This is a genomic window from Streptomyces sp. NPDC041135, assembly GCF_055592085.1.
The window spans coordinates 153984-180224 of sequence record NZ_JBVIYZ010000004.1; the positions used below are offsets into that span (position 1 = coordinate 153984).

Sequence of the window (26241 nt, forward strand, 5' to 3'; positions counted from 1 at the left end):
CTCACGCCACCCGCGTCGCCCCCGCGAACGGCATCTGGTCGATCGGCGCCAGCCGGACCGGGGCCGACGGGTTCGGGGCGTGGATCATCTGGCCGTTGCCCACGTAGATGCCGACGTGAGAGATCCCGGAGTAGAAGAACACCAGGTCCCCGGGCTGGAGCTGGGAGCGGGAGACGCGCCGGCCGGCGTCGATCTGGGCGTAGGTGGTGCGCGGGAGGGAGACACCCGCAAAGCGGTAGGCGGCCAGGGCCAGCCCCGAGCAGTCGAACGCGTCCGGGCCGGTCGCGCCCCACACATAGGGGCTGCCGAGCTTCTGGTAGGCGTAGGCGACGGCCGCCGCGGCACGGGAGTTCACGGCGCCGGCCGTACCGGGCGCGTCCAGGGCGTCCCGGGCGTCGGCGGCGGCGCGCGAGGCGTGCCCCGCCGGGGAGCCGTCGGCGGTGGCCAGGGTCCGCTCCCGAGGGGTCAGCCGGGACAGCAGCCGCCGCGCCTCGGCCAGCTTCCCGGTGACGATCCGCTTCTGCCGCTTCAGCTCGGCCTGCCGTGCGCGCAGCGACGTCAGCTCGACCCGGGCCGCCCCCCGCAGCTGCTCGATCTCCCGCAGCTGCTGCCGTACCCGGGCGACGGCCCCGGCCTGGCGCCGGCCCGCCCGCTCGGCGAACGCGGCCCCGTCCAGATACTTGTCGGGATCGCCGGACAGCGCCAGCTGCCAGGCGGGGTCGATGCCGCCGTCGCGGTACTGGGCGGCGGCGGCCGAACCGAGCGCCTCGCGCGCCGAGTTGAGCCGCCCCTGCTTGCGGGCCGCCTGGTCGCGCAGCCCCGTCAGCCGCCGCCGCGCGGCCGCCGCCTTCTCCTCGGCGCCGTCGTACTTCTCCGTGGCGGTCTCCGCCTCCCGGTACAGCGTGTTCACCCTGGCCTTGACCTGAGCCGGTGTCAGTTGGGGCGCCGCGTGTCCCGTCCCGTCGAAGCCCGTCGCGGTCGCGGCGCCCGCGAGGGCGAGGGTGGCGGCCGCCTTGGCCGTACTGCCGCTGACCGAGCGCTGCCTGGGCTTGCGGTGCGCTGCCACCTGCCCGTCACGTCCTTCCGTACGAGTCGAGTACCAGGCCGGATCCTCGCGTCCGGCGGCGGCCCGCACAGGGGCGACGGGCCACCGCCGGACCTCCCCGGCGGTGGTGGCCGGCTGCCGCCCCTGGCCCGGGCGGCGTCGGAGAGCCGGTCACCTGGGGGAGGACGCTAAACCGGGGTGTGACGGCTTGGTGACGCGATGTACGGAACTGGTCGCACCGGACCGCGGCGGGACCTCCTGTGACCGGCTTCGCCGGGCGCGGAGTTCCGCTTGCCGCTGCCTGCTGACCGATGCGCGGATTCCGGGACCCGTGGGGAGGGTGGGGTGCTATGGCGTGGATATATGCGGCCTGTGCGCCCCAGGCGGCGGGTGGGACAAGGGTGGGCCCCGGTGGGAGGACGGGGCCGGCCGCTGATTAGGCTCCGGCCCATGGCCGTACTCATCCATCTCTTCGTCGCCCTGCACATCATCGGCATCGCCGCGCTGCTCGGCGGTTTCCTCACCCAGATGAAGGCGATGGGCCAGGGCACGGCCCGGTTCGTGCCGGGGATGCTGCACGGCGCGCTGACCATGCTGGTCACCGGTGTCGTCCTGGTCGGCCTCAACCAGGCCGACGACCAGCACGTCGACACCGTCAAGATCGGCGTGAAGCTCGCCCTGCTGATCGTGATCCTCGGGCTGGTCTACGTGAAGCGGGACGAGGAGAAGGTCGACAAGGATGCCTTCGCGCTGGTCGGCGGTCTGACCGTGGCGAACATCCTCATCGCCGTGCTGTGGACGTGAGCCATCCGGACCCCTGGGCACTCAGGTCACCTAGGTGACCTAGGGGGGCTAGGTGACCTCCGGGGCCTCCGCGGCCGCGGTGAGTCTCGCGCGGGTCGCCAGGGCCGCGCCGGCGGCCACCGCCAGCCAGGCCGCGACCGAGACCCACACCAGCACCCGTCCCGGCCCCTCCAGCCGGCGCACGCCGACCACCCCCGCGACGGACAGCGCCGCCGAGGCCGTCATGCCCATCGGGAACACCGTGGCCCAGCGCCGCACGTCGTAGCGCGGCCGCCGCCACCTCAGCTCGGCGGCCAGCAGGACGGCGTACCCGGCCAGGGACAGCACGAGCAGCGCGAGCGTCACATGGCGCAGGACACCGCGGTCGTCGTCGTTCCACAGGTACAGGCGGGCGCTGTCGGCGGCCAGCAGCCCCGTGCCGGCCAGCGCGGAGATCGCCAGTGCCCCGCCCGCGATCCACTGGTCCCCGGCGCCCTCGGCCAGCTGCCGCGGATCGAAGCGGGTCAGCGCCAGCCCGTACAGCACCAGGCCCAGCCAGAACAGCACCAGCGCGGTGTGCGCGAGCCACGCGCTCGCCTCGGCGCCGGCCAGGGCGGCCCCCAGGACGGCGGGCCCCTCGGTGGCCACGCATGCCAGGAACACCGTTCCCGGCATGCGCCGCCGCCAGTGCCGTACGACCAGCAGGAGCAGGCCCGGCCACAGCAGCGCGGCCAGCGCCAGCAGTGCCTCGGCCACTCCGTGCCGGCCCAGGGCCGCCAGCCGGGTACCGAGGACGCAGGTCGCGGCGACGGCGGTCAGCGCCCCCGGCGACTCGGCGTCGGCCAGCCACCGCCGCCGCTCCCGCAGCAGCCGTACGGCGAAACCGGCGGCGAGTGCCAGCCAGGCGACGCAGGTCAGCACGAGGGCGCACCGGGACAGGGTTTCGTCGCCGGTCAGGTGCAGGCCCACCGAGACGATGCCGGTCGCCATCACGGCGGCCCCGGCCGCCGGCCGCCGGTGCGCCCACCAGGCGCTCAAGGGTGTGAAGCCGGGCACTCCCCGATGCTAGGCAGCCGCGCGCGACGCGGGAGCCGGGGCGCGCCGGGGCTCACGCCGGACCTCCCACGCGCGCGGTGGGCGACCGGCGTGCAGCCGTCATCACCCGCTTCCTCCCTCGTGCGTGGGCGAGATCTCGCGGTCGTGGGGGCCGACTTCTCAGGGTGGCGGTCGGCTGTCAGTGCGGCGCCCTAGACTCGGAGAGCGATGAGCAGCCTCTTTGACGACAGCTTCCTGGCCGACCTCCAGGGCCCCCGCGCCCACGAGGAGGAGCCCCCGCCGCCCGACGACGACCACGCTCCCGAGCAGGTGCCGGACGACCTGTTCGGCGGCCGGTTCGACGTGCCGCCGGACCGGGACGCCTACTACCGCGACGGCGCCCCGCGGCCGGCCCTCGACGCGGCCGCGCTGCTGGCGGGGCTGAACGAGAACCAGCGCGCCGCGGTCGTGCACGCGGGTTCGCCGCTGCTCATCGTGGCCGGCGCCGGTTCCGGCAAGACCCGGGTCCTCACCCACCGCATCGCCCACCTGCTGGCCGAGCGGAACGTGCACCCCGGTCAGGTCCTCGCGATCACCTTCACCAACAAGGCCGCGGGCGAGATGAAGGAGCGGGTCGAGCAGCTCGTCGGCCCGCGCGCCAACGCGATGTGGGTGATGACCTTCCACAGCGCGTGCGTGCGCATCCTGCGCCGCGAGAGCAAGCGGCTCGGCTTCACGTCGTCGTTCTCGATCTACGACGCCGCCGACAGCAAGCGGCTCATGGCGCTCGTCTGCCGTGATCTCGACCTCGACCCCAAGCGGTTCCCGCCGAAGTCCTTCAGCGCCAAGATCTCCAACCTGAAGAACGAGCTGATCGACGAGGAGGACTTCGCCGCGCAGGCCACCGACGGTTTCGAGAAGACCCTCGCCCAGGCCTACGTCCTGTACCAGTCGCGGCTGCGCGAGGCGAACGCCCTCGACTTCGACGACCTGATCATGACGACGGTGAACCTGCTGCGCGCCTTCCCGGACGTCGCCGAGCACTACCGCCGTCGCTTCCGCCACGTCCTGGTCGACGAGTACCAGGACACCAACCACGCCCAGTACGCGCTGGTGCGGGAGCTGGTCGGCACCGCCGAGCACCCGGTCGACGTGCCGCCCGGCGAGGACGACCTGCCGCCCGCCGAACTGTGCGTCGTGGGCGACGCCGACCAGTCGATCTACGCCTTCCGGGGCGCGACGATCCGCAACATCCTCCAGTTCGAGGAGGACTACCCGAACGCGACGACGATCCTGCTGGAGCAGAACTACCGCTCCACGCAGACGATCCTCTCCGCCGCCAACGCGGTCATCGAGCGCAACGAGTCGCGCCGCCCGAAGAACCTGTGGACCAACGCGGGCGCGGGCGCGCGGATCACCGGTTACGTCGCCGACACCGAGCACGACGAGGCCCAGTTCGTCGCCGACGAGATAGACCGCCTCACCGACGCGGGCGACGCCAAGGCCGGTGACGTGGCGGTCTTCTACCGCACGAACGCCCAGTCCCGTGTCTTCGAAGAGGTCTTCATCCGCGTCGGCCTGCCCTACAAGGTCGTCGGCGGCGTCCGCTTCTACGAGCGCAAGGAGGTCCGGGACGTCCTGGCCTACCTGCGCGTGCTCGCCAACCCCGAGGACTCGGTCCCGCTGCGCCGCATCCTGAACGTGCCCAAGCGCGGCATCGGCGACCGCGCGGAGGCGATGATCGACGCCCTCTCCCAGCGCGAGAAGATCAGCTTCCCGCAGGCGCTGCGCCGGGTCGACGAGGCATACGGCATGGCCGCGCGGTCGACCAACGCCGTCAAGCGGTTCAACGTGCTGATGGAGGAGCTGCGGACCATCGTCGAGTCCGGCGCGGGCCCGGCGACGGTGCTGGAAGCCGTCCTCGAACGCACCGGCTACCTCGCAGAGCTCCAGTCCTCGACCGACCCGCAGGACGAGACCCGGATCGAGAACCTCCAGGAACTCGCCGCCGTGGCCCTGGAGTTCGAGCAGGAGCGCGGCGAGGACGAGTCGAGCACGCTGTCGGACTTCCTGGAGCAGGTCGCCCTGGTCGCCGACTCCGACCAGATCCCCGACGAGGAGGACGGCGACGGCGTCATCACGCTGATGACGCTGCACACCGCCAAGGGCCTGGAGTTCCCGGTGGTGTTCCTGACGGGCATGGAGGACGGCGTCTTCCCGCACATGCGCGCCCTGGGCCAGGCCAAGGAGCTGGAGGAGGAGCGGCGCCTGGCGTACGTGGGCATCACGCGCGCGCGGGAGCGGCTGTACCTCACCCGGTCCGCGCTGCGCAGCGCGTGGGGGCAGCCGTCGTACAACCCGCCCTCCCGCTTCCTGGAGGAGATCCCGGCCGCCCACGTGGAGTGGAAGCGGACGGGCGGGACCTCCCCGGTGTCGTCGGGGCCGGCCGCCGGGGTGGCGGCGTCGCTGTCCTCGTCGCGCTCCCGCTCGTCGGCGTCGGGCGCCTCCGGGTTCGCCACGCGGCGGGGTGCGGAGAAGCCGGTGGTGTCGGTGTCCGTCGGGGACCGGGTGACGCACGACCAGTTCGGGCTGGGCACGGTCGTCGGCGTCAAGGGAACCGGCGCCAACGCGGAGGCGACGATCGACTTCGGGGACACCAAGCCGAAGCGGCTGCTGCTGCGGTACGCGCCGGTGGAGAAGCTGTAGGGACTCAGCACTCAGCACACGGACTCCCCCTGGGAACTCACCCCGGGGGGCCGGTCCCGGGGTGACTACGTGGGGTCGAGTCCGTGGCTGCGCAGCCAGGGCAGCGGGTCTATGGCCGACCCGCCGGCCGGCCGGACCTCGAAGTGCAGGTGCGGGCCGGTGGAGTTGCCCGAGTTGCCGGAGTAGGCGACCGCCTGGCCGGCCTTCACGGTGGTGCCGGAGGCGACGCGGTAGCTGGAGAGGTGGCAGTACCAGGTCTCCGTGCCGTCCTTCGCCGTCACGATCAGCATGTTGCCGTAGGCGCTGTTCCACTGGGTGCGGACCGTGCCGTCGGTCGCGGCCATCACCGTGGTGCCGTACGAGACGGGGAAGTCGATGCCCGTGTGGACGGACATCCAGTTCACGCCGGCCTGGCCGAAGTAGGCGCTGAGCCCCTGCTGCGTGACCGGGAGGGCGAACTTGGGGCGCAGTCGCTCCTTGAGCGCGGCCTCGGCGGCCGCCTTCTTCTTCTCGGCCTCCTGCTGCGCCTTGAGGTCGATGCGTTCCTGCGTACGGCTGGCCCGGTCCGCGAAGTCGTCGGCGCCGGCCGAGAGGCTTGCGAGCTGGGTGTCCAGCTTGTTGTTGGCGGCGGACGGTTTCACGGCGTGGGCGTCCGAGGCGGACGCCGTCGTGTCGCTGCCGCCCCCGTCGCCGGTCAGGGTGGTGATCGAGGCGGCGGCGATCCCGGCGACGCCCATCACGCAGGCGGACGGCACTGCGACGGTCAGCAGCGCGGAGCGCTTGGGAGGCGTACGGCGGCGGGAGCGCGCCGCACCGCGGGCGGCCGCGCGGGTCGCCGGGACGGGGGCGGCCTCTTCCTGGTCGTCGAGCAGGGGCGAGACGGCGGGCAGCTCACCGGTGGCGGTCGGGTCCTCGCCCTCCTCCGCCGAAACGGTCTCCTCGTGGCCGGCCTGCTCGAACGTCGCCGGGGCCTGCTGCTCGAAGGGCTCGCCGGGCTGCTCGGGCTCGGCGGGACCGGCCGGTTCCCCGGAGTTCCACGCGGTCGCGTCGTACGCGCCGGTGTCGAAGGTCTGGGTGCCCCACTCCCACTGCTGGGTCGGGTCGGCGGTGCCCGCCTGCTCGGGCCCGGCCCAGGCGCCGGTGTCCCAGTGGGCGCCGGTGTCGGGGCTCGCGGCCTGCGGCGGGACCGTCCAGCCGGTGGTGTCGTAGGCGCCGGTGTCGTAGGCGGCGTGCTGCTGGGCCACGTACGGGTCGTAGCCCGCGCCCTGGTCGTAGTCCAGGGTGTGACCGGCGCCGGTCTGCCACTGCGTGCCGTCGTAGGCGCCGGTGCCCGCGGCCGTGCCCGGCAGGTCCCCGAAAAGCGGGTCGCTGGCGAAAGTGGTGGTTGCCTGGGCGGCATCGGGGAAACCGGTGGCACCGTAGTCCCCGTACGTGGTGAAGTCGCCGTACTGCGCTTCCTGTGTTCCGTACGGCGCGTAGGGCGCGGGGGAGGCGTCGGAAGCCGGAGCCGGGGTGGTCATGGTCCCCGACGGGTGACGGTCGTTCACCAACTTCTCTTTCGCCTCGACAACAGGGGCTGCCAGAGCAGTGCGGCGACTGTACCCGGCGGTATGCGGGCGCGACAATCTTCGGCAGGTTTCCCGTCGGCCGGAAACGGGCATTCGGCCGTGTTTCGGGGGGCGCTGGGCGCGGGCTTGGCCTTGTGTTCGATGCTCGTTCGATACCGGGAGCTGTCCGGGCCCTGTGGACCGGCCGTGCCGGTGCCCTCGCCAGGCGGCTCAGGCCACCGTCAGGCCACCCGCGCGCCGGTCCTCCGGACGCATGGAGTCGAGCGCCTGCCGTATCCCGGCCGCGACGGCGGGGTGCACGGGCAGGGCCAGATGCCCGATCCCGGTCACCCGGATGTTCTCCGCCAGCAGGTCGGGGTGGTCCACACAGGCCGACTCCAGCGGGTCCATCAGCGAGTCGAGGTCGCTCCAGAAGCCCACGAACCGCGTCCGGCAGCCCGGCGCGGGACGCCGCAGCTCCTCGATGACCTGGGAGTCCGGGCGCATCTGGCGGACGATGGGGTGGGCGTTGGCCAGCGGCGCCACCCGGGTCCCGGAGTGCGGCGTACCGAGGGTCACCAGGGTGCGCACCCGGAGGTCCCCGCCGAGCCGCTGCACGTAGTACCGGGCGATCAGCCCGCCCAGGCTGTGCCCCACGATGTCCACGTGCGCACTGCCGGTACGCTCGCAGATCTCCTCGATGTGCCGGCCGAGCAGCTCGGCCGCGATCCGGATGTCGCAGGTCAGCGGCGAGTAGTTCAGCGACTCCACGCGCTGCCCGCCGTGCTGGGCGAGGCTGCGGCGCAGCAGGACGAAGACCGAGCGGTTGTCGATGAACCCGTGCAGCAGGACGACCGGGGGGCCGGCCCGCACCGGCAGGCGCGCGGTGCCGTCCGGGGCGGGCAGCGCGGAGGCGCGGCGTTCCTGGGCGAAGCCGGTGGGATAGAGCAGCAGGTGGCCCGCCAGGATCGCGGCCTCCAGCGCCGCCGCCTTCAGCACCGCCAGCGACAGACCCGCGAGTCTGCCGGGCAGGAACCGGTGGCACAGCGGAGAGAACGGCTCCAGTATCCCGGTGACCTTCATTGGCCGACCTCCTGTCGGCACACGGGATGATGCATCGAAGCCCCGTGTGCCCTCATGTCCCACTGTGTGATTTCCCCCTCTGTCCGTTTCGTAAAACTGACGGCTGCGGGATCCTGGAGATAACGTTCGTTCACTTCGCGGCGCGTGACGGACCGCGCGGGGTGTGCGGTACTTGTCCGTACGGACGGAAGCAGTCGCTTCTGCAGTCGCTTCATGGAGGCAGTGATGGGTGTGGCAGCCGGTCCGATCCGCGTCGTGGTGGCCAAGCCGGGGCTCGACGGCCACGACCGCGGGGCCAAGGTCATCGCGCGGGCGCTGCGGGACGCCGGTATGGAGGTCATCTACACCGGCCTGCACCAGACGCCGCAGCAGGTCGTCGACACCGCCATCCAGGAGGACGCCGACGCCATCGGGCTGTCCATCCTCTCCGGTGCCCACAACACGCTGTTCGCCGCGGTCATCGACCTGCTCGTGGAGCGGGACGCCGCGGACATCCTGGTCTTCGGCGGCGGCATCATCCCCGAGGCGGACATCGCGCCGCTCAAGGAGAAGGGCGTGGCGGAGATCTTCACCCCCGGGGCGACGACGACCTCGATCGTGGACTGGGTGCGCGAGAACGTACGGCAGCCGGCCGCCTCCGGCGGCTGAGCGGTCGGAGGAAGCGGCGGAGAGCGCGGCAGCGGCCGCACGATCCGCTGCCCACTGCCTGCTGCCTGCTGCCCGCTGCCCCCTGCCCGCTCCCGGCTACCTGCTGGCCCTGCACGTTCCCTACGGCTCCGGCTGGCAGTGCCGCTGCCGTGGCCGAGCTAGCCGTCCTCCTCGTCCGCCGTCAGTTCGGCGGCCATCGCCGCCCGCAGCCGCAGGGTGCCCGCCAGCCGCTGGAACGCCTCCGCCCAGTAGCCCCCGGCCCCCGGCGCCGCGTCCTCCCGCTCGTCCGGTACGGCCAGCAGCCCGTCCAGCCGCGAGGCCTCGGCCGGGTCCAGGCAGCGCTCGGCCAGCCCCATCACCCCGCTGAAGCTCCAGGGATAGCTGCCCGCCTCCCGGGCGATGTCCAGGGCGTCCACGACCGCCCGGCCCAGCGGCGGGGCCCACGGCACGGTGCACACGCCGAGCAGCTGGAACGCCTCGGACAGCCCGTGCGTCGCTATGAACCCGGCGACCCAGTCCGCCCGCGGCGCCGCTCCCAGCGTGCCGAGGAGCTTGGCCCGCTCGGCCAGGGACACCGCGCCGGGGCCGCCCGCCTCCGGTGCCGAGGGCGCTCCCAGCAGGGCTTGCGCCCACTCCGCGTCCCGCTGCCGCACCGCCGCCCGGCACCAGGCCGCGTGCAGCTCCTGCTGCCAGCCGTCCGCCACCGGCAGGGCCACGATCTCCCGGGGCGTCCGTCCGCCCAGCCGCGCCGGCCAGGTCCGCAGCGGCGCCGCCTCCACCAGCTGGCCCAGCCACCAGGACCGCTCGCCCCGGCCCGCGGGAGGTCTGGCCACCACACCGTCGCGCTCCATCCCGGCGTCGCACTCGGGGGGTGCCTCGACCGCGATCACCGGTCCGGCCAGGGCGCCGCCGTCCTGGGCACGGGCGGTGCCGGTGCGGTCGACGGCCACGCACGCGGCGGCCCGCACCGCCATCCGCGCGGCGAGGGCCGAGCCGGGCAGCGCGGACAGCAGCTCGGCGGCCGTCGCCCGGACGTTGCGGCTGCGGTCGGCGAGCGCCTGCTCCAGGAACGGCTCGTCCGCGGCGGACAGACCGGCGCGCAGCGAGTCGAGGAACATCAGCCGGTCCTCCGCCCGTTCGGTCGCCCAGGTCGCCGCGAGCAGCTCGCGGGCGGCCGCGGGCCGGTGCGAGCGCAGGGCCGACAGCAGGGCGACCCGTTCGGCGAACAGCCCTTCCTGCCACAGCCGGTCCACCGCGGCGACGTCCTCGGGGCCGGGCAGCGCCGTCCCGCCGCCCGGGGCGGCGCGCAGCGCGAACCGCCAGTCCGGGTTCAGCCGGGCCAGCCACAGCGCGCGCGGGCCCGCGAACGCCAGCGCCGCCGGCCGCAGGTCGGTCCGCCCCCGGGCCGCGTCCAGCAGCGCGGGCAGCGCCTGCGGAGGCGCCGCGAAACCGCGCGCGTTGGCCGCGGCGAGCCACTGCGGCAGCAGCTCCATGAGGTCGGGGGCGGCGCTGCGGCGGCCGCCGCCCGGGGCACCGGAGCGGTCCGCGAGCAGCATCGTGAGCCTGCGCGCCGCCGCGGCGGGCAGCGCGGGGCGCGGGTCGTCGGGGGCTGGTTCCGGGCGCCGTGCCGCCCGGGCGGGCCGCAGACCGGCCCGCCGCCGTACGGTCGCCTCGGCCGCCGCGTCCAGCAGCGCCAAGGGGGCCTCCCGACCGGCGGCGCCGGGGAAGGGACGCCGGTCCGTGCCCAGCAGGGCCGTGCTGACCAGGTCCTCCCAGGAGGCCGGCCCGGGGTGTGCGGCCCCGGGCGCCGCGGAAGCCGCCCGCAGGTCTGCGGAGGACCCGGTGCCGGTGCCGGTGCCGTGCGTGCCGTGCATAGGGGTGCCTTCCGTCGGGTGTCCCGGGGGCGTCGGTCCGCTCAGCACAGGGCCACCGCCTCTCCCGGGCCCTCCGGCCAGGCCGCCAGCGGGGTGAAGCCGCGGTGGCCGCACTCGCCGAAGACCGTGACCGGCAGGCCGCCGGAGAGGGCGACGAGCCGCCACAGGCCGGGCCGGGCACGGGCGGCCGGGGTGATCGGCAGCGCCGCGTCCTGGCCGGCGTCGGCCAGCTGCCACCCGCCGCCCTCCCCGTCCGGTACCGGCACCACCCGGTCCAGGGTCACCGGTACGGCGTCCAGCCAGGGGTCGGCGCGCAGCGCCTCGCCGTAGCGGGCCGCCGCCTCGGCCGTACGCACACCCGGCGGCCGGACGGCGGAGGGCGCGGGCGGCGCGAACCGCTCGCCCAGGGCCGCTCGCGGCCGCCCGCCACCGGGATACGCGGACAGCTCCGCCTCCACGGCCAGACCGACCGGCAGCGCCAGCTCCGGTGCCCGGCCCGCCGCGCCGTAGGACAGCAGCAGGTGGACGCGGTGGGAACGGGTGCCGTAGAGCCAGATCCGGCGGGTGGTCAGCCGGGCGTCCGCGGTGTCGTACTGGGCCAGGACCAGCCAGTGGTCGCGCACCGGCGGGCCGTCCGCGGAGACGGGCAGGCCGACGCGGGAGCGGACCGTCGCCGCGAGGGCGCCGGGGAGCCGGTCGTGACGCAGCCAGCCCTGGTCCAGGAGGTGCAGCAGCGCGCACTCCTCCAGCAGCCGCACCGGCCAGCCCGGACCGGACGCCGGGATCGCCGCCAGTTCCCGCACGCGCGCGGCCAGCCCGGGTGCCTGCGCGTCGACCATGCGCGCCGCCGTCTCCTCCCACAGCCCGTGACCGGCCTGCTCGGCCGAGGCCAGACCGCCGCGCAGCAGGTCGGCCAGGCGCTGCTCCAGCTCCGTCGCGCCCGCCGTGACCCGCTCGGCCCGCCGCAGCGCCCGGCGCCGCGCCGCCTCCGGATCACCGCCGCCGGGCGCGGCGCCCCCGCCGTCCGCCGGGCGCTCGCCCGCGGTGCGCCCGCGTCGGCCCGCGAGCCACTCCTCGGCCCAGTCCGGCGCACCCTCCGCCGGCGGCACCGCCCCGTCAGCCCACAGCAGCAGCAGGCCCAGGGCGTGCTTGCACGGGACCTTCCGGCTCGGGCAACTGCACGTGCAGGCCGGGGCCGCGGGGTCCGCCAGGTCGACCACCGTCCGGTACGGGACGGCGCCGCCGCCCTTGCACAGCCCCCACACCGCCGCCTCGTCGCGGGTGCCCGTGCCGGACCACGGCCCGGCCGTGCCGAGCCTGCTTCCCGCCGTGCGTGACGCGGCGTCGGGCGCCAGTGCCAGCACCTGTTCCGCCGTCCGGCGCACCCCCTGCGAAGTCATGCGAACGACGGTAGATCCCCCCACTGACAATCGCCCCGGCCGGCGCGTCCTCGCAGGTCAGGGCGATTGTCAGTGGTGTGGTGCACGGTGGACAGCAGATCCGAACCGGCAGAGCTGGAGGGGGCCTCGGCCATGACTGTGTCCATGGGGCAGACGCGGGAGGACGACGGCGGCGGTGACGGCGGCGCCGGGCAGGGCGGCACCGGAGCAGGCGGCGCGGACGGTGGGGTCGCGCAGGTGCTGCGTCCGCACGCGGAGGACGCCTTCGCCGCCGAACTCGCCGCGCTGGCCGCGCAGGACGACCGGCCGCGCCCGGCCCGCTGGAAGCTGTCGCCGTGGGCGGTGGCGACCTACCTGCTCGGCGGCACCCTGCCCGACGGCACCGTGATCACCCCGAAGTACGTGGGCCCGCGCCGCATCGTCGAGGTCGCCGTCACCACGCTCGCCACCGACCGCGCCCTGCTCCTGCTCGGCGTCCCCGGCACTGCCAAGACCTGGGTGTCGGAGCACCTGGCCGCCGCCGTCAGCGGTGACTCCACCCTGCTGGTGCAGGGCACCGCCGGCACCCCGGAGGAGGCGATCCGGTACGGCTGGAACTACGCGGAGCTGCTCGCGCACGGCCCCAGCCGCGCCGCCCTCGTGCCCAGCCCCGTCATGCGGGCCATGGCGGAGGGCATGACCGCCCGGGTGGAGGAGCTGACCCGCATCCCGGCCGACGTGCAGGACACGCTGATCACGATCCTGTCCGAGAAGACCCTGCCGATCCCGGAGCTGGGCCAGGAGGTGCAGGCGGTCCGCGGTTTCACCCTGATCGCCACCGCCAACGACCGCGACCGCGGCGTCAACGAGCTGTCCAGCGCCCTGCGCCGGCGCTTCAACACCGTGGTGCTGCCGCTGCCCGGGAGCGCCGACGCCGAGGTGGACATCGTCTCCCGCCGGGTCGACCAGATCGGCCGCTCCCTCGACCTGCCGGCCGCGCCCGACGGCATCGAGGAGATCCGCCGCGTGGTGACCGTCTTCCGCGAGCTGCGTGACGGCGTCACCGCGGACGGGCGGACCCGGCTGAAGTCGCCCAGCGGCACCCTCTCCACGGCCGAGGCGATCTCCGTCGTCACCAACGGCCTCGCGCTGGCCGCCCACTTCGGCGACGGCGTGCTGCGGGCCGGTGACGTCGCCGCCGGCCTGCTCGGCGCCGTCGTCCGCGACCCGGCCGCCGACCGCGTCGTCTGGCAGGAGTACCTGGAGACGGTGGTCCGCGAGCGCGACGGCTGGACGGACTTCTACCGCGCCTGCCGGGAGGCCGGCGGATGACCGGAGCCGCCGGGGCGTACGCGTCCGGACCGCTGCTGCTCGGGGTGCGGCATCACGGGCCCGGGTCCGCGCGTGCGGTCCGGGCCGCGCTGGAGGCCGCCCGGCCGCGGGCGGTACTGATCGAAGGGCCGCCCGAGGCCGACGCGCTGCTCCCGCTCGCCGCCGACCCGGCGATGCGGCCGCCGGTCGCCCTCCTCGCCCACGCCGTGGACGAGCCCGGCCGCTCGGCGTTCTGGCCGATGGCCGGGTTCAGCCCCGAGTGGGTGGCGATCCGGTGGGCCCTGGAGCACGGGGCCGCGGTCCGCTTCATCGACCTGCCCGCCACGCACACGCTGGCGTGGGAGGGCGACAGCGGGCGGACGGCTCTGCCCGGCGACGCGGACACCGGCGAGGGGCCCGGTGACGAGCCCGGCGGTGAGCCCTGCGACCGTACGCGCGACGTTCGGGTCGACCCTCTCGGCATGCTCGCCGGGGCCGCCGGATACGACGACCCCGAGCGCTGGTGGGAGGACGTCGTCGAGCACCGAGGGCCCGGGGAGCGGGACGCGTGGGCGCCGTTCGCCGCGCTGGAGGAGGCCATGACGGCGCTGCGGGAGACCTGCGGCACCGGCGGGCGGCCCCGGGACCTGGTGCGGGAGGCCCACATGCGACTCCAGGTGCGGGCGGAACTACGGGAGTCCGGGCCGGCCGTGGCCGTGGTGTGCGGGGCCTGGCACGTGCCCGCGCTGCGGCACCGGACCACCGTCGCCGCCGACCGGGCGCTGCTGAAAGGGCTGCCCCGGGTCAAGGCCGACCTGACCTGGGTGCCCTGGACGCACCGCAGACTGGCCCGGGCGAGCGGCTACGGCGCGGGCATCGAGTCGCCGGGCTGGTACGCGCACCTGTTCGACGCCCCGGACCGGCCGGTCGAGCGGTGGCTGACCAAGGTGGCCGGCCTGCTGCGGGCGGAGGACCGGACGGTCTCCCCGGCCCACGTCATCGAGGCGGTCCGGCTCGCCGAGGCGCTCGCCGTGCTGCGCGGCCGCCCGCTGCCCGGCCTGAGCGAGACGACGGACGCCGTGCACGCGGTGATGTGCGAGGGCTCGGACGTGCCGCTGGCGCTGGTGCGCGACCGGCTGGTGGTCGGGGACGTCCTGGGCGAGGTGCCGGAGGGCGCGCCCGCGGTCCCGTTGCAGCGCGACCTGACCCGCGAGCAGCGCCGGCTGCGGCTCCGTCCGGAGGCACCGGAGCGGGAGCTGGAGCTGGACCTGCGCAAGGACACCGACGCCGGCCGCAGCAGGCTGCTGCACCGGCTGCTGCTGCTCGGCGTCGGCTGGGGTGAACCGGCCCCCTCGCGGGGCGGCACGGGCACCTTCCGGGAGACCTGGCGGCTGCGCTGGGAGCCGGAGCTGGCGGTGCGGGTCGCCGAGGCGGGGGTGTGGGGCACGACCGTGCTCACCGCGGCGACGGCCAGGGCCGACGCGGCCGCGGCGGACGCCCGGTCCCTCGCCGAGGTCACCGGGCTGGCCGAGCAGTGCCTGCTGGCGGCACTGCCGGACGCGCTGCCGCCGGTGATGCGGGCGCTGGCCGACCGCGCCGCGCTCGACACGGACGTCGGCGGGCTCGCCCGGGCGCTGCCCGCCCTGGTCCGCTCCCTGCGCTACGGCGACGTGCGCGGCACCGACACGCGCGCGCTGGCCGAGGTCGCCGCGGGGCTCGCCGAGCGGATCTTCGTCGGCCTGCCCCCGGCGTGCGCCGGCCTCGACCCGGACGCGGCCGAGGAGATGCGCCGCCAGGTGGACGCGGTGCACGGCGCGGTGGGACTCCTCGCCGGGGCCCGGGCAGCGGCGGGCGGCACCGGCCAGGGCGACCTGCGCAGCCGCTGGCGTGCCGTGCTGCGCACCCTGTCCGACCGGGACGCCGTGCCCGGTGTCGTCCGGGGCAGGGCCGCGCGGCTGCTGCTGGACGAGGGGGAGGTGGCGCAGGAGGAGGCGGCCCGGCTGATGGGGCTCGTGCTGTCACCGGGGACGCCACCGGCGGACGCGGCCGCCTGGATCGAGGGGTTCGTCGGCGGGGGAGGCGGGGGCGGCATGCTGCTCGTCCACGACGAGCGGCTGCTCGGCCTGGTCGACACCTGGCTCGGCGGGGTGCCGGCGGAGGCGTTCCGGGACGTCCTGCCGCTGCTGCGGCGCACCTTCTCGGCGTACGAGCCGGGGGTGCGCAGGACGCTCGGCGAGCTGGTGCGGCGCGGCCCGGGCGAGCGGGTGGCCGCCGTGGGCCACGGCCGGGGCCTGCCCGGCTTCGCCGCCGAACCGGACACCGCGCGCGCCGACGCCGTCCTGCCGGTCCTGCGGCTCCTGCTCGGCACCGGCACCGATGGCGGCACCGAAAACGGCAGCGGCCCCGGCACGGGCGGGGCGGCCGACGACGAGTCCGTGGGGGTGGGCGCATGACGACCGGGCCGACGACGCGGGACCAGAAGCCGGACAGCCCGAACAGCGCGAACAGCCCGGACAGCCCGGACGACCCGGCGGGGGAGCGGCTGCGGCGCTGGCGGCTGGTGCTCGGCGGCGAGGCGGCCGACGGCACCGGACACGCCCTGTCGGGGCGGGACGCCGCCATGGACGCGACCCTGGCCGCCCTCTACGGCACCGGGGACACCGGCCGGCCGGCGGCGGGGCGGGAGCGTTCCGCCGGGCTCGGGGCGTCCGCGCCCTCGGTGGCCCGCTGGCTCGGGGACATCCGCACCTACTTCCCCTCCTCCGTCGTCCAGGTCATGCAGCGGGACGCCATCGACCGCCTGGGGCTCGCCGCCCTGCTCCTGGAACCGGAGATGCTGACGGCGGTCGAGGCGGACGTGCATCTGGTCGGCACCCTGCTCTCCCTCACCAAGGCGATGCCGGAGACGACGAGGGAGACGGCCCGCGCGGTGGTGCGCAAGGTCGTCGACAACCTGGAGAAGCGGCTCGCCACGCGCACCCGGGCCACCCTCACCGGCGCCCTCGACCGCAGCGCCCGGGTCACCCGGCCGCGCCACCACGACATCGACTGGAACCGCACGATCGCGGCCAACCTCAAGCACTACCTGCCCGAGCACGGCACGGTCGTGCCGGAGCGGCTGATCGGCTACGGGCGGGCCGCGCGTTCGGTGCGCAAGGAGGTGGTCCTCTGCATCGACCAGTCGGGGTCGATGGCCGCCTCCGTCGTCCACGCCGCCGTGTTCGGGGCGGTCCTGGCGTCCATGCGGTCGATCGCCACCCGACTCGTCGTGTTCGACACGGCCGTGGTCGACCTCACCGAACAGCTCGACGACCCGGTCGACGTGCTGTTCGGCACCCAGCTCGGCGGCGGCACCGACATCAACCGGGCGCTCGCCTACTGCCAGGGACGGATCACCCGTCCGGCCGACACGGTGGTCGTGCTCATCAGCGACCTCTACGAGGGCGGCATCCGGGACGAAATGCTCAAGCGGGTCGGGGCGATGAAGGCGTCGGGGGTGCAGTTCGTGGCCCTGCTCGCGCTGTCGGACGAGGGGGCGCCCGCGTACGACCGGGAGCACGCGGCCGCGCTCGCCGCGCTCGGGGCGCCGGCCTTCGCCTGCACACCGGACCTGTTCCCGGAGGTGATGGCGGCGGCGCTCGAGAAGCGCCCGCTGCCGATACCCGACGGGACGTGAGCCGAGCCGGAGACGACGTGCCGGCGGCGTGCGCGGCGCGTACGGGGGCAAGGGTCAAGGCGTGCGGACATGGCCCTGCCCCCGGACGCGTCCGCAGCGACTCCGTGGACCGAAAGCGCCCGGACAGCCGAATGCCGTCGGCTGGTCCGGTCGCGATCCCACGGTTCGGCAGGCCGGCCCCCCGGGGTGGTGGCCGGCCGCCACCGGCCCCCGGGGCCGTACCTGAGGCCTCACCGGGTCGACCCCAACCCGGTGAGGCCTCGCGGACCGGTCCGGCGGACACCGCGGGAAGACGCCGCAGGTAGGCACGGCGTGCCAGGAAATCCGGCATCATGTGACAGGTATCACCGCTGAGGTGTGACCCGCGATTTAGAGGCCCCCAGCAAGCAGCGATAACCTGCGAGACGGACATGCCGCGCGCTCGGACACCGTGTGCGCATCCCTTGTGACACAGCGGACGTCACGTTGCCCTTCGCGGCACGCCCACGCATCCAACGAACCGCGAGATCACTGATAGGGACGGAAGCGCGTGGACCTGTTCGAGTACCAGGCGAGGGACCTCTTCGCCAAGCACGATGTACCGGTGCTGGCCGGTGAAGTCATCGACACGCCTGAGGCGGCGCGCGAGATCACCGAGCGGCTGGGCGGCAAGTCCGTCGTCAAGGCGCAGGTGAAGGTCGGTGGTCGCGGCAAGGCCGGTGGCGTCAAGCTGGCCGCCTCCGCGGACGAGGCCGTCGCCCGGGCGACGGACATCCTCGGCATGGACATCAAGGGCCACACGGTCCACAAGGTCATGATCGCCGAGACCGCTCCGGAGATCGTCGAGGAGTACTACGTCTCCTTCCTCCTCGACCGTGCCAACCGCACCTTCCTCTCCATCGCCTCCGTCGAGGGCGGCATGGAGATCGAGGAGGTGGCGGTCTCCCGTCCGGAGGCCGTCGCCAAGACCCCGATCGACGCCATCGACGGTGTGGACGAGGCCAAGGCCCGCGAGATCGTCGCGGCCGCCAAGTTCCCGGCCGAGGTCGCCGACAAGGTCGCCAACGTCCTGGTCAGGCTCTGGGACACCTTCATCAAGTCCGACGCCCTCCTGGTCGAGGTCAACCCGCTGGCCAAGGTCGCCTCGGGCGAGGTCATCGCCCTCGACGGCAAGGTGTCGCTGGACGACAACGCCGAGTTCCGGCACCCCGAGTACGCGGAACTGCACGACAAGGCCGCCGCCAACCCGCTCGAGGCGGCCGCCAAGGAGAAGAACCTCAACTACGTCAAGCTCGACGGTGAGGTCGGCATCATCGGCAACGGCGCGGGTCTCGTCATGAGCACCCTGGACGTCGTCGCCTACGCCGGTGAGAAGCACGGTGGCGTCAAGCCCGCCAACTTCCTGGACATCGGTGGCGGTGCCTCCGCCCAGGTGATGGCGAACGGCCTCGAGATCATCCTCGGCGACCCGGACGTCCGTTCCGTGTTCGTCAACGTCTTCGGCGGCATCACCGCCTGCGACGAGGTCGCCAACGGCATCGTGCAGGCCCTGAAGCTCCTCGAGGACCGCGGCGAGGAAGTCACCAAGCCGCTCGTCGTCCGCCTCGACGGCAACAACGCCGAGCTGGGCCGGCAGATCCTCACCGACGCCAACCACCCGCTCGTGCAGCGCGTCGACACCATGGACGGCGCGGCCGACAAGGCCGCCGAGCTGGCCCACGCCGCCAAGTAAGCACTCAGGACGAGGACACAACACACCATGGCTATCTGGCTCAACAAGGACAGCAAGGTCATCGTCCAGGGCATGACGGGCGCCACGGGCATGAAGCACACCAAGCTCATGCTCGGTGACGGCACCACCGTCGTGGGCGGCGTGAACCCGCGCAAGGCGGGTCAGGCCGTGGACTTCGACGGCACCGAGGTACCGGTCTTCGGCACCGTGAAGGAGGCCGTCGAGAAGACCGGCGCCAACGTCTCCGTCATCTTCGTGCCGGAGAAGTTCACCAAGGACGCGGTCGTCGAGGCCATCGACGCCGAGATCCCGCTGGCCGTCGTGATCACCGAGGGCATCGCCGTGCACGACTCGGCGTCCTTCTGGGCGTACGCCGGCAAGAAGGGCAACAAGACCCGGATCATCGGCCCGAACTGCCCCGGCATCATCACCCCGGGCCAGTCGAACGTCGGCATCATCCCGGGTGACATCACCAAGCCGGGCCGCATCGGCCTGGTCTCGAAGTCCGGCACGCTGACGTACCAGATGATGTACGAGCTGCGGGACATCGGCTTCTCGACGGCCGTCGGCATCGGTGGTGACCCGATCATCGGCACCACGCACATCGACGCGCTCGCCGCGTTCGAGGCCGACCCCGAGACCGACCTGATCGTCATGATCGGCGAGATCGGCGGCGACGCCGAGGAGCGGGCCGCGGACTTCATCGCCAAGAACGTGACGAAGCCGGTCGTCGGCTACGTCGCGGGCTTCACCGCGCCCGAGGGCAAGACCATGGGCCACGCCGGCGCCATCGTCTCCGGTTCCTCCGGCACCGCGCAGGCCAAGAAGGAGGCCCTCGAGGCCGCCGGCGTCAAGGTCGGCAAGACGCCGACCGAGACGGCCAAGCTGGCCCGCGAGATCCTCGCCGGCTGACCGCCGGTCACGCCCGGCGTCGGCTGACGCCGACGGGCCCGTCCCCGCTCCGGGGGCGGGCCCGCGGCGTTTCCCGGCCCACGCACGCGCCTGAGCACGCGCCTGCGCGCACGCCCACTCGCGCGCCCGCGCGCGCGACGAGGGTCCGTGGTGCCGTGCGGGTCAGCGGGGCTGGGGCATCACCCTTTCCGGTCCGCCGGCCGACTCCCGGCGCAGTTTCGCCCGCAGGGCCAGTTCCCGCTGCGAGAGCGGGCCGAGGGCCGCTCTCGGCGGGACGCCCTGCACGGCCTGCGGCGGGGCGAGCGGGGGGTCGTAGTGCGTCGGGGCGGTGCGCAGGGTCAGCGTCGTCGTGCCGACGATCGCGGCGGTCAGCGCGATGGCGGCCCGCGTCCAGAACACGCTGCGCCGCTCACCGCAGACCCGGACCGTGCGCGGCTTGGCGGCGCTCAGCCGCTCCGTCGAGGCCAGCTCGGTCAGCCGCCGGTGCAGCGCGGCGGGGTCGGCCAGCTCGGGGACGTGCGCGGCCACGGCCTCCCGGGCGCGGGTCAGCCGGCTCGCGGCGGCCGGGGTGCTCGCCTCCGTCTCCGCCGCCGTCTCCGGCAGGTCGAGGCCGACGCCGTCGTACAGCAGCAGGGTGCGGCGGTACGACGGCGGCAGCTGGAGCAGGGCGTGCAGCAGCGCGCGGTCGGCGGGGTCGGCGGGCGGTGGGTCGGGGTCGCGGTGGCGCAGCCGGAAGTGCTGCCAGGGGGAGAGGGCGCACTCGTACGCCAGCGCCCGCACCCACCCGGCCGGGTCCCGGTCCCGGGCCACCTCGGGCCAGCGCTGCCAGGCCTGTTGGAACGCCCGCTCGACCGCCTGCCGGGCGGTCTCCCGGCGCCCGGTGAGCAGATACGCCTGCCGGACGAGCGCGGGTGCGCAGAAGGCGTAGAGCGCGTCGAAGGCCTGAGCGGGCGTCAGCGGCGCGGTCCCCTCCGGCTCCGGGGCACGGTGCTCGGGGCTCGCCCGGTCCGGGTCCTCCTTCGCGCGGCCGGTTCCGGCTCGTACGGCGGCCTGAGCCTGAGCCTGACCCTGCGTCAGCGACCGGGACGGGCAGGGGCTTCGGCGGCCCTTGGGCGGTGGCGGCGGGTTGGCGGGGGTCTGTGTCACAGGTCCCCCCTTCGTACGAAAAAGTACATAAACGTATATTGGGCGACACTACGGAGGTTCGCCTGTTACGACGGGAAAGCGCGTGTCGTTGGGAGCATGGCGGGCGTGACTCTGTTGACCGCTCGCCGACCGTCGCTGTCGCTGCTGCTCCTGCGGATGCGCGACCGTTCGCCCGGCCTGTCCGGGAGCCTGCTGGCCGGTGCGGTCGCGGCCGGACTCGGCCTCGGCTGCCTCGCCGTGCTGGTGCTGGCCCTGTGGATCAGCTCCCCGTATCCCGACAGCGGTCCCGGTGGCGCCCTGCACATCGCGGCCGCCCTGTGGCTGCTGGGCCACGGCGTCGAACTGACCCGCACCGACACGCTCACCGGCGCCCCCCTGCCCGTCGGGCTGTCCCCGCTGCTGCTGCTCGCGCTGCCGGTGCTGCTGCTGTACCGGGCGGCCCGGGACGCGACCGACGCGCCCGCCGACACCGACGCCGACGGCCCTCCTCCGGTGGGCGCGCGCACCGCCTGGTCGGGTGTCGTCCTCGGCTATCTGGCCGTCGGCGCGGCCGCCGCCCTGTACTGCTCCGGCGGTGACCTGCGGCCCGACTGGGACGGGGTGGCGCTGCGTCTGCCGCTCGTCGCGACGGCCGCGGCCGGTGCCGGGGTGTGGGCGGCGTACGGCCGTCCGCACGAGCCCCTGCGGAGCGCGCTGGCGCTGCTGCCGGGCTTCCCGCGCCGGCCGGTGCCCGGCTCCGGCGGATGGGCCCGTACGGCGGCGGCCGTACGGGCCGCGGGCGCCGGGACGCTGGTCCTCACCGGCGGCGGCGCGCTGCTGCTGGGGACCTCGCTGGTGTGGCACGGCACGGCGGCGCGGGCCTCCTTCGTCCAGCTGACGGAGGGCTGGTCGGGCCGGTTCGCGGTGCTGCTGCTGGGCGTCGCGCTGATCCCGAACGCGGTGGTGTGGGCGGCGTCCTACGCCCTCGGCCCCGGGTTCACCCTCGGCGCCGGGCACACGGTGGACCCGTTCGCCTCCGATCCGGCCCCGCTGCTGCCACCGTTCCCGCTGCTGGCCGCGGTGCCGGACCCGGGCCCCGCGACCTCGCCGGCCTGGCCGGCCGCGCTGGTACCGGTCGCCGCGGGCATCACGGTCGCCTGGTTCGTGGCCCGGGCGGCGGTACGGCGGGGCGAGCCGGGGGAGTCCGGGCAGCGGGCGGTCGCGGTGCACCGGTCGGCCGGCTGGACGGCCGGGGTGACGGTACTGGCGGCCGGGGTGTGCGCGGCCGGGTTCGCGCTGCTCGCCGAGCTGGCGGGCGGGCCGCTGGGCGTGGCCGCGCTGGCCCGGTTCGGACCGGTGTGGTGGCAGGCGGGCGGCGCGGCGGGAGTCTGGCTCGCGGTGGTCGGCACGCCGGTGGCGATGGTGCTGCGGGCCTGGCGGTCCCGTGGGCGGACGGCGCCGGCGGCGGGCACGGCGGGCGGTACGACGACGGGGGGCAGGGCGGGCCTGGCCGGTGCGGCGGCCGTCGCGGCGGCGGAGGCGGCGGTGCGGCCTGCGGCCGTGGTCACCGGCCCGGCGCCGGGGGCCGCCCGGGGCACGGGGTGCGACCGGGACGCGGAGGAGGCGTACGGCGTCCTGCCCGCCGAGGACCCCGCCGCGCAGTGGCACGACGACATGATCCGGGCCTCCCGGTGGGCGGCCCTGAAGGCGTCGTCGTCCTCCCCTGGCGCGCCCGGCTCCCGCGAGCCCGAGGACTCCCCGGAGCCGTTCACCCCGTCGAAGCCGGTCGTCTCCGAGGAACCGAACCTGGGCCCGGAGCGGGAGCCGGACCTGGATTCCGCCCCGGTCCCGGACGCGGCGGCAGCACCGACGGCGGAGTCGCGACCCGAGCCGGACCCCGAACCCGAGTCAGACCCCGAACCGGACCCGGAATCGCCTCACCCCGCCGACCGCGCGGACGCGCCGGAGCCCCCCGCCTAGGTGTATTGACCCGCAGGGTTGATACACCTAGGCCGGCTCAGTTGTCGCCGGTGCCCAGCATGCCGCGCAGTTCGTGCGGCAGGAGCTGGTCGCAGGACTGCTTGGCCTCGCTGGTCAGGGCGTCGCCGACGCAGGTGTAGTAGTCGCGGTAGACCAGCTGGGCGGTGAAGGTGGCGGCGACCAGGGCCAGCGCCACACCCCCGGTGACCAGGCCGCTGATGGCCGCCGAGGTCTGCGGGCGGCTGCTGGGGGCCGGGGCGGGGGAGTCGGGGTCGGCGGAGCGGGGCTTGGCGCGCAGACCGCTGATGCCCCAGTACACGGCCAGCGCGCCCAGCAGCAGGGCCACGTACGGCCAGCCGAACAGGACGAAGAAGAAGGCCCACATGCCGCACAGCAGCGCGTACCGCGCCCGGCGCTGCGTGGGGTCGGTCGGGTCCCAGCGCACGCCGGGGCCGGGGCCCTGCCCGGAACCCTGGCCAGGTCCCTGCCCGGGCCCCTCGGGGCCGGAGCCGGGGCGTTCGCCGAAGCCGCCGGGGGAGCGGCCGGGCTGGCGGTCGCTCCACTGGCTGCCCCAGCCGGAGCCGTGCTGGTCCCCGGCGCCGTGAGCGGGGCGCCTCGGCTGCCACGGCCGGTCCGGCGAGCCCTCCGGCGGCGGCGCGAACGGATTGTCGTCCTGTCCGGAGCCGCCCTGCCCGGAACCGGAGCCGCCCTGCCCGGAACCGGAACCGTCGTGTGCGGAGCCGCTGCCGCCCTGTCCGCCGCCGCCCGGGCCGCCCGAAGGCGCCTCGGGCGGGGAGGCCGGCCGCTCCCGCAGCAGCACGGCGGCCCCCGCCTGCGCCCGGGCCGGGTGCGGGGGGAACGGGAGGAGTCGCGGGCTGCGGTCCGGCATCAAAGTGAGCGTCTTCCCCTAGATCGATACGGCTGTCCGACGTGAGCTGTCACTGGGGGAACGCGCCACGCGTCGACCGCGTTCCCGCCCGTTCCCCGGCCGGCTCCACCCAGACGCTACCTTCCGGCCCCGCCCCCGTCCCGTGGGGGCCGTCCGGTGTGCCGGTATCGTTGCTGACGGTCGGCCGCTTCGTAGACTTCCCCGTATCAGGGGGCGCGACGCATTCGTAGGACTGTACAAAACGCCGGCCGGACCAACCGCTTCCCCGAGAAAGGGCCCCACCGTGGCCGCCACCCCCGCTGGCCCAGCGGTCAAGCGCCTCGTCGTGCTGGTCTCCGGTTCCGGCACCAACCTTCAGGCGCTCCTCGACGAGATCGAGCGCACCGGAGCCGAGGAGTACGGCGCCCGGGTCGTCGCCGTCGGGGCCGACCGCGACGGCATCGAGGGGCTCGCCCGCGCCGAGCGGGCCGGACTGGAGACGTTCGTGTGCCGGGTGCGCGACCACGGCACCCGCGAGGAGTGGGACGCCGCGCTCACCGCGGCCGTGGCCGCCCACGACCCCGACCTCGTGGTCTCCGCGGGGTTCATGAGGATCGTCGGCAAGGAGTTCCTCGCGCGGTTCGGCGGGCGGTTCGTCAACACCCACCCTGCCCTGCTGCCCAGTTTTCCGGGGGCCCACGGCGTTCGGGACGCGCTCGCGTACGGCGCCAAGGTCACCGGCTGCACCGTCCACTTCGTCGACGACGGCGTCGACACCGGGCCGATCATCGCGCAGGGCGTGGTGGAGGTCCGGGACGAGGACGACGAGAGCGCGCTGCACGAGCGCATCAAGGACGTCGAGCGAAGGCTGCTCGTCGAGGTCGTGGGGCGGCTCGCCCGCCACGGCCATCGCATTGAGGGACGAAAGGTAGTTATCCAGTGACCGCCACCGCCGAGAGCACCAAGCGGCCCATCCACCGCGCGCTCGTCAGCGTCTACGACAAGACCGGGCTCGAGGACCTGGCCCGCGGGCTGCACGAGGCCGGTGTCGAACTCGTCTCGACCGGGTCCACCGCCTCCCGCATCGCCGCCGCCGGCGTCCCCGTCACCAAGGTCGAGGAGCTGACCGGCTTCCCCGAGTGCCTGGACGGCCGGGTCAAGACCCTGCACCCCCGGGTGCACGCGGGCATCCTCGCCGACCTGCGGCTCGACAGCCACCGCGAGCAGCTGGCCGAGCTGGGCGTGGAGCCGTTCGACCTGGTCGTGGTCAACCTCTACCCGTTCCGGGAGACCGTCGCCTCCGGCGCCTCGGACGACGAGTGCGTGGAGCAGATCGACATCGGCGGGCCCTCCATGGTCCGCGCCGCCGCCAAGAACCACCCCTCGGTCGCCGTGGTCACCAGCCCCGAGCGGTACGCCGACGTGCTGGGCGCCGTCCGCGGCGGCGGGTTCGACCTGGGCACCCGCAAGCGGCTGGCCGCCGAGGCCTTCCGGCACACGGCCGCCTACGACGTCGCCGTGGCGTCCTGGTTCGCGTCGTCCTACGCGCCGGTCGACGACTCCGACTTCCCCGACTTCCTGGGCGCCACCTGGGAGCGCGCGCACACCCTGCGCTACGGCGAGAACCCGCACCAGCCCGCCGCCCTCTACGTCGACGGCAGCGGCGTCGGCCTCGCCGAGGCGGAGCAGCTGCACGGCAAGGAGATGTCGTACAACAACTACACGGACACGGACGCCGCCCGCCGTGCCGCGTACGACCACGACGAGCCCTGCGTCGCGATCATCAAGCACGCCAACCCGTGCGGCATCGCGATCGGCGCGGACGTCGCCGAGGCGCACCGCAAGGCGCACGCCTGCGACCCGCTGTCCGCGTTCGGCGGGGTCATCGCCGTCAACCGGCCGGTGAGCAAGGAGATGGCGGAGCAGGTCGCGGAGATCTTCACCGAGGTCATCGTCGCGCCCGGCTACGAGGAGGGCGCCCTGGAGGCCCTCACCAAGAAGAAGAACATCCGGGTGCTGCGCGCCCCGGACGGGCCGGCCAACCCCGTCGAGGTCAAGGCCGTCGACGGTGGAGTGCTGCTCCAGCGCACCGACCGGCTGCAGGCCGACGGCGACGACCCGGCCAACTGGACGCTCGCCAGCGGCGAGGCGCTGTCCGCCGACGAGCTGGCGCAGCTCGCCTTCGCCTGGCGGGCCTGCCGGGCGGTGAAGTCCAATGCGATCCTGCTCGCCAAGGACGGCGCCTCGGTCGGCGTCGGCATGGGCCAGGTCAACCGCGTCGACTCCTGCAAGCTCGCCGTCGAGCGGGCGGGCGAGGAGCGGGCGCGCGGCTCCTTCGCCGCCTCCGACGCGTTCTTCCCGTTCCCCGACGGCCCGGAGTTCCTCATCGGCGCCGGTGTCCGGGCGATCGTCCAGCCGGGCGGCTCGGTCCGCGACGAACTCGTCGTGGAGGCCGCGAAGAAGGCGGGCGTGACGATGTACTTCACCGGCACGCGGCACTTCTTCCACTGAGTCCGGCAACGCGGAGGGCCGTGTCCCCCTGAGCGGGGGGACACGGC

At 74.7% G+C, this 26241-nt stretch carries 19 protein-coding genes; 11 read left to right on the top strand and 8 right to left on the bottom strand.

All coding sequences use genetic code 11. The features are described 5' to 3' along the window. Window position 1 precedes the first annotated feature (1 nt). Window positions 2-1066, bottom strand: a complete 1065-nt coding sequence (locus ACZ6CZ_RS11830; protein WP_469018251.1) for a C40 family peptidase — start codon at window positions 1064-1066, stop codon at window positions 2-4. A 429-nt stretch (window positions 1067-1495) separates the two neighbouring features. Between ACZ6CZ_RS11830 and ACZ6CZ_RS11835 the strand changes: the two genes are divergently transcribed. Further along, the gene (locus ACZ6CZ_RS11835) at window positions 1496-1849 is read left to right on the top strand and encodes a hypothetical protein (protein ID WP_469018253.1); all 354 of its coding nucleotides are present in this window, start codon (window positions 1496-1498) and stop codon (window positions 1847-1849) included. Between the two features lie 48 nt (window positions 1850-1897). Here ACZ6CZ_RS11835 and ACZ6CZ_RS11840 read toward each other — a convergent pair whose 3' ends face one another. Then, the gene (locus ACZ6CZ_RS11840) at window positions 1898-2884 is read right to left on the bottom strand and encodes a tellurite resistance/C4-dicarboxylate transporter family protein (RefSeq protein WP_469018256.1); all 987 of its coding nucleotides are present in this window, start codon (window positions 2882-2884) and stop codon (window positions 1898-1900) included. 207 nt (window positions 2885-3091) lie between these two features. Here ACZ6CZ_RS11840 and pcrA point away from each other — a divergent pair, with 207 nt between their 5' ends. Further along, complete coding sequence (pcrA, locus tag ACZ6CZ_RS11845) at window positions 3092-5569, top strand: DNA helicase PcrA (protein ID WP_469018259.1); 2478 nt, start codon at window positions 3092-3094, stop codon at window positions 5567-5569. A gap of 65 nt (window positions 5570-5634) precedes the next feature. On the opposite strand, the gene ACZ6CZ_RS11850 is transcribed toward pcrA, so the two are convergent. After that, window positions 5635-7116 carry a M23 family metallopeptidase gene (locus ACZ6CZ_RS11850; RefSeq protein WP_469018262.1) on the bottom strand — a complete coding sequence of 494 codons (1482 nt, stop codon included), beginning with the start codon at window positions 7114-7116 and terminating at the stop codon, window positions 5635-5637. Between the two features lie 231 nt (window positions 7117-7347). After that, the gene (locus tag ACZ6CZ_RS11855) at window positions 7348-8199 is read right to left on the bottom strand and encodes an esterase/lipase family protein (protein ID WP_469018265.1); all 852 of its coding nucleotides are present in this window, start codon (window positions 8197-8199) and stop codon (window positions 7348-7350) included. A 225-nt stretch (window positions 8200-8424) separates the two neighbouring features. Between ACZ6CZ_RS11855 and ACZ6CZ_RS11860 the strand changes: the two genes are divergently transcribed. Beyond that, complete coding sequence (locus tag ACZ6CZ_RS11860) at window positions 8425-8847, top strand: cobalamin B12-binding domain-containing protein (protein ID WP_469018268.1); 423 nt, start codon at window positions 8425-8427, stop codon at window positions 8845-8847. A gap of 158 nt (window positions 8848-9005) precedes the next feature. On the opposite strand, the gene ACZ6CZ_RS11865 is transcribed toward ACZ6CZ_RS11860, so the two are convergent. Both ACZ6CZ_RS11865 and ACZ6CZ_RS11870 read right to left on the bottom strand, forming a co-directional pair. Next, window positions 9006-10721: a DUF5691 domain-containing protein gene (locus tag ACZ6CZ_RS11865; protein WP_469018270.1), complete on the bottom strand. Its 1716-nt coding sequence runs from the start codon at window positions 10719-10721 to the stop codon at window positions 9006-9008. 41 nt (window positions 10722-10762) lie between these two features. Then, entirely contained in the window at window positions 10763-12121 is a 1359-nt protein-coding gene (locus ACZ6CZ_RS11870; protein ID WP_469018273.1) for an SWIM zinc finger family protein, read from the bottom strand. 132 nt (window positions 12122-12253) lie between these two features. Here ACZ6CZ_RS11870 and ACZ6CZ_RS11875 point away from each other — a divergent pair, with 132 nt between their 5' ends. The 5 genes from ACZ6CZ_RS11875 to sucD all read left to right on the top strand — a co-directional run bounded on the left by ACZ6CZ_RS11875 (window position 12254) and on the right by sucD (window position 19710). Beyond that, window positions 12254-13432, top strand: coding sequence for an ATP-binding protein (locus ACZ6CZ_RS11875; RefSeq protein ID WP_469018276.1), 1179 nt, complete (start codon window positions 12254-12256; stop codon window positions 13430-13432). After that, window positions 13429-15864: a DUF5682 family protein gene (locus ACZ6CZ_RS11880; RefSeq protein ID WP_469018279.1), complete on the top strand. Its 2436-nt coding sequence runs from the start codon at window positions 13429-13431 to the stop codon at window positions 15862-15864. The genes ACZ6CZ_RS11875 and ACZ6CZ_RS11880 overlap by 4 nt, the downstream gene beginning before the upstream one ends. Further along, window positions 15861-17087, top strand: a complete 1227-nt coding sequence (locus tag ACZ6CZ_RS11885) for a VWA domain-containing protein (protein ID WP_469018281.1) — start codon at window positions 15861-15863, stop codon at window positions 17085-17087. The genes ACZ6CZ_RS11880 and ACZ6CZ_RS11885 overlap by 4 nt, the downstream gene beginning before the upstream one ends. A 529-nt stretch (window positions 17088-17616) precedes the next feature. Then, window positions 17617-18798, top strand: coding sequence for an ADP-forming succinate--CoA ligase subunit beta (sucC, locus tag ACZ6CZ_RS11890; RefSeq protein ID WP_469018283.1), 1182 nt, complete (start codon window positions 17617-17619; stop codon window positions 18796-18798). Window positions 18799-18825: 27 nt separating this feature from the next. Continuing rightward, window positions 18826-19710, top strand: a complete 885-nt coding sequence (gene sucD / locus ACZ6CZ_RS11895; RefSeq protein WP_469018286.1) for a succinate--CoA ligase subunit alpha — start codon at window positions 18826-18828, stop codon at window positions 19708-19710. A gap of 162 nt (window positions 19711-19872) precedes the next feature. On the opposite strand, the gene ACZ6CZ_RS11900 is transcribed toward sucD, so the two are convergent. Beyond that, window positions 19873-20856 carry an RNA polymerase sigma factor gene (locus ACZ6CZ_RS11900; protein WP_469018289.1) on the bottom strand — a complete coding sequence of 328 codons (984 nt, stop codon included), beginning with the start codon at window positions 20854-20856 and terminating at the stop codon, window positions 19873-19875. A 96-nt stretch (window positions 20857-20952) separates the two neighbouring features. Here ACZ6CZ_RS11900 and ACZ6CZ_RS11905 point away from each other — a divergent pair, with 96 nt between their 5' ends. Continuing rightward, entirely contained in the window at window positions 20953-22815 is a 1863-nt protein-coding gene (locus tag ACZ6CZ_RS11905) for a cell division protein PerM (protein WP_469018292.1), read from the top strand. A 37-nt stretch (window positions 22816-22852) separates the two neighbouring features. Here the strand turns inward: ACZ6CZ_RS11905 and ACZ6CZ_RS11910 are convergent, their stop codons facing one another. Next, window positions 22853-23704 (bottom strand): hypothetical protein, encoded by an 852-nt coding sequence (locus ACZ6CZ_RS11910; RefSeq protein ID WP_469018295.1) that lies wholly within the window; start codon window positions 23702-23704, stop codon window positions 22853-22855. 283 nt (window positions 23705-23987) lie between these two features. Between ACZ6CZ_RS11910 and purN the strand changes: the two genes are divergently transcribed. Both purN and purH read left to right on the top strand, forming a co-directional pair. Beyond that, complete coding sequence (gene purN, locus ACZ6CZ_RS11915; protein ID WP_469018297.1) at window positions 23988-24626, top strand: phosphoribosylglycinamide formyltransferase; 639 nt, start codon at window positions 23988-23990, stop codon at window positions 24624-24626. After that, window positions 24623-26194: a bifunctional phosphoribosylaminoimidazolecarboxamide formyltransferase/IMP cyclohydrolase gene (gene purH, locus ACZ6CZ_RS11920; protein ID WP_469018301.1), complete on the top strand. Its 1572-nt coding sequence runs from the start codon at window positions 24623-24625 to the stop codon at window positions 26192-26194. The genes purN and purH overlap by 4 nt, the downstream gene beginning before the upstream one ends. The last annotated feature ends 47 nt before the right edge of the window (window positions 26195-26241 follow it).

Coding starts and splice junctions, on each gene's coding strand:
- ACZ6CZ_RS11835 (WP_469018253.1), top strand. CDS start 1,496: ATGGCCGTACTCATCCATCTCTTCGTCGCCCTGCACATCATCGGCATC.
- pcrA (WP_469018259.1), top strand. CDS start 3,092: ATGAGCAGCCTCTTTGACGACAGCTTCCTGGCCGACCTCCAGGGCCCC.
- ACZ6CZ_RS11855 (WP_469018265.1), bottom strand. CDS start 8,199: ATGAAGGTCACCGGGATACTGGAGCCGTTCTCTCCGCTGTGCCACCGG.
- ACZ6CZ_RS11860 (WP_469018268.1), top strand. CDS start 8,425: ATGGGTGTGGCAGCCGGTCCGATCCGCGTCGTGGTGGCCAAGCCGGGG.
- ACZ6CZ_RS11865 (WP_469018270.1), bottom strand. CDS start 10,721: ATGCACGGCACGCACGGCACCGGCACCGGCACCGGGTCCTCCGCAGAC.
- ACZ6CZ_RS11870 (WP_469018273.1), bottom strand. CDS start 12,121: ATGACTTCGCAGGGGGTGCGCCGGACGGCGGAACAGGTGCTGGCACTG.
- ACZ6CZ_RS11875 (WP_469018276.1), top strand. CDS start 12,254: ATGACTGTGTCCATGGGGCAGACGCGGGAGGACGACGGCGGCGGTGAC.
- ACZ6CZ_RS11880 (WP_469018279.1), top strand. CDS start 13,429: ATGACCGGAGCCGCCGGGGCGTACGCGTCCGGACCGCTGCTGCTCGGG.
- ACZ6CZ_RS11885 (WP_469018281.1), top strand. CDS start 15,861: ATGACGACCGGGCCGACGACGCGGGACCAGAAGCCGGACAGCCCGAAC.
- sucD (WP_469018286.1), top strand. CDS start 18,826: ATGGCTATCTGGCTCAACAAGGACAGCAAGGTCATCGTCCAGGGCATG.
- ACZ6CZ_RS11905 (WP_469018292.1), top strand. CDS start 20,953: ATGGCGGGCGTGACTCTGTTGACCGCTCGCCGACCGTCGCTGTCGCTG.
- ACZ6CZ_RS11910 (WP_469018295.1), bottom strand. CDS start 23,704: ATGCCGGACCGCAGCCCGCGACTCCTCCCGTTCCCCCCGCACCCGGCC.